At 70.1% G+C, this 2538-nt stretch carries 2 protein-coding genes; one reads left to right on the top strand and one right to left on the bottom strand.

The window, feature by feature from the left end:
- Nucleotides 1-61 precede the first annotated feature (61 nt).
- Entirely contained in the window at nt 62-1468 is a 1407-nt protein-coding gene (locus D1825_RS00315; protein WP_118765565.1) for a basic amino acid/polyamine antiporter, read from the bottom strand.
- Nucleotides 1469-1606: 138 nt separating this feature from the next.
- On the opposite strand from D1825_RS00315, the gene D1825_RS00310 reads away from it, so the two are divergent.
- On the top strand, nt 1607-2491 hold the full coding sequence (locus D1825_RS00310; protein WP_118765564.1) for a sunset domain-containing protein: 885 nt from the start codon (nt 1607-1609) through the stop codon (nt 2489-2491).
- The last annotated feature ends 47 nt before the right edge of the window (nt 2492-2538 follow it).

Below are 2538 nucleotides of genomic sequence, written 5' to 3'. Positions count from 1 at the left end.
GCGTCGTGGATGCGGCAGATGTCGTGCCAGTCGCGCGGCTCGTAGGGGCGGATGGAGGGAGTCATAGCGCGATCCAGCCTGCCACCAGCGCGACGATCGCGACGACGGCCGCCACGAGCGAGACCACGAAGATGACGAGCTCGCCGCGGGAGAACACCCGCCGGCCCTGCTCTCGTCGGGCCATGACGAACAGGACGGACGCCGGCGCGTAGAACAGGAACGAGACCAGCACGTACTTGGGCCCGGCCGCGACCAGCAGGAACGCGGTGTACACGGCCGCGATCAGCGCGACGACCCGGCCGACCCGGTCCGCCCAGGCGAGCCGCACCGCGAAGCCGGCAGCCAGCACGTAGGGGATCAGGACGAGCGAGCTCGTCATGCTGAGCGCGAAGTCGAACGCGTCCTGCGAGAGCAGCGTCAGCACGAGCACGACCTGCGACAGCGCGGTCGTCAGGGTCAGGGCGTTGACCGGGACGTCGTCGCCCGACGAGTGCCGCAGGAACCGCGGCATGTCGTCGTCCTTGGCCGCGACGAACAGCACCTCGGCCGCCATGAGCGTCCACGCGAGGTACGCCCCGAGCACCGAGACGACGAGGCCGACGCTGATGAACGCGCTGCCCCACTCCCCGGTCGCCTCCTCGAGCACGCCGGCCATGGACGGCTGCCGCAGCGCCGCGATCTCGCTCATCGGCAGGATCCCGTAGGACACGATCGTCACCGAGGCGAACACGGCGAACACGCTGAGGAACCCGAGCATCGTCGCGCGGCCCACGTCGCGGCGGCTGCGCGCGTGGCGGGAGTAGACGCTCGCGGCCTCGACGCCGAGGAACACGAACACCGTCGCGAGCATCGTGCCGCGCACCTGCGTGAACAGGTTCCCCGCCGCGGGGTCGCCCCGCAGGTTGTCGACGAACACGGACGGGTCGAACGCGAAGGCCGCGAGGAGCACGAACACGACGATGGGCACGACCTTGGCGACGGTCACGATGCGGTTGATCGTCGCCGCCTCCCGCACCCCGCGGCGGATCACCGAGTGCGACGCCCAGAGCCCGGCGCTGGCGAGCACGACCGCCAGGACCGTGTCCCCCTCGCCGAGCGCCGGTGCCACCGCGCCGATCGTCGACATGATCAGCACCCAGTACGTCACGTTGCCCACGCACGCGCTGGCCCAGTAGCCGAATGCCGAGAAGAAGCCGAGGTACTGGCCGAACCCGGCCTTGGCATAGGCGTAGATGCCCGCGTCGAGCTCGGGGCGGGCGACCGCCAGGCGCTGGAAGACGAGCGCGAGCATGAACATCCCGGTGCCCGCGACGGCCCACGCGATCAGCGCGCCGACCACGCCCGTCTCCGCAGCGAACTGCGCCGGGAGTGAGAAGACGCCCGCGCCGACCATGGACCCGATGACGACCGCGGTGAGGGTGAGGACGCTGAGCGTCGCCGGGCGGGCCGTCTCGCGGACCTCGGTCATGCTCGCGAGGCTAGCGACTGGCGCCGTCGCGTGCCGCCGAGCCCGGGTGTCCGAGGTCACGTGACGAGTTTTCGGGCGAACCGACCGATCCGGGCAGTGGCGTCACGGAGGCGCGACAGGTCACCCTATGCTCGCCCGATGCGCCGCCTGTGGACCTCCCTGCTGACCCTCTGCCTCGTCGCCGTCTCGATGACCGTCGGGGTCTCCGCCGCCTCCGCGGCCACGCCCGTGACGATCGGCAAGATCGCCTCGACGACCGCCGCCTACGGGTCGAAGGTCACCGTGAAGCCCAAGGTCACGCACGCGAAGTCAGCGAAGGTCGTCTCGGCGAAGATGACCGTGAAGAAGGGCGGCTCGACCGTCGCCAAGAACAAGGCGTCGGTGAAGCTCGCGGCCGGCACGTACAAGGTCACGACGACGGCCAAGTACAAGACGTTCCGGACCGTGAAGAAGACGACGACGTCGACGAAGAACGTCGTCACCGTGACACCGGACGACGAGACGCGCGTGACCTGCACCGCGTCGCGGGTCACCCTGCCCGCCGACGGCGGGCTCGAGCTGGACGGCAGCTGCACCGGAGCGGCGTTCGACGGCACGGTCACGATCCGCAACTTCGAGGCGTACGACGAGAACCCCTGGTGGGGCTTCGACGACAACTTCACCGGGCTCGAGTTCACCTCCACGCCGACCGTCGGCAAGGCGTTCTCCGCCTACCTCAACCCGAGCAAGGACCTGTACAAGAAGAAGCAGGTCACCACGACCACCTCGACGAAGGTCTGGTCCGCGGTCCAGACGAAGACCAAGACCCAGACGCTCGTCATCAAGGCCGGCAAGAAGCCGAACCACGCCGCGCCCTACTCCGACGGCGAGTGCCCGAGCTGGGCGCCGGTCAAGGGCAACGCGAACAGCGGGATCTACCACGTGCCCGGCGGCCGCTACTACTCGATCACCATCGCCGAGGAGTGCTTCACCACGCCCGGCGCGGCGCGCGCGCACGGCTACCGCGCCAGCCGCAACGGCTGACCCGACGCGCGCAGAACGCCCCGCCCCCGGACGACCGGGGGCGGGGC

Source organism: Cellulomonas rhizosphaerae (genome assembly GCF_003470205.1).
GTDB classification, from domain to species: Bacteria; Actinomycetota; Actinomycetes; order Actinomycetales; family Cellulomonadaceae; genus Cellulomonas; species Cellulomonas rhizosphaerae.
The sequence above is the reverse complement of the archived record's forward strand: the minus strand, read 5'-3'. Positions and strand labels throughout refer to the sequence as shown.

Excerpts from the sequence above, each read along its gene's own strand:
- D1825_RS00315 (WP_118765565.1), bottom strand. The coding sequence starts at position 1,468 with ATGACCGAGGTCCGCGAGACGGCCCGCCCGGCGACGCTCAGCGTCCTC.
- D1825_RS00310 (WP_118765564.1), top strand. The coding sequence starts at position 1,607 with ATGCGCCGCCTGTGGACCTCCCTGCTGACCCTCTGCCTCGTCGCCGTC.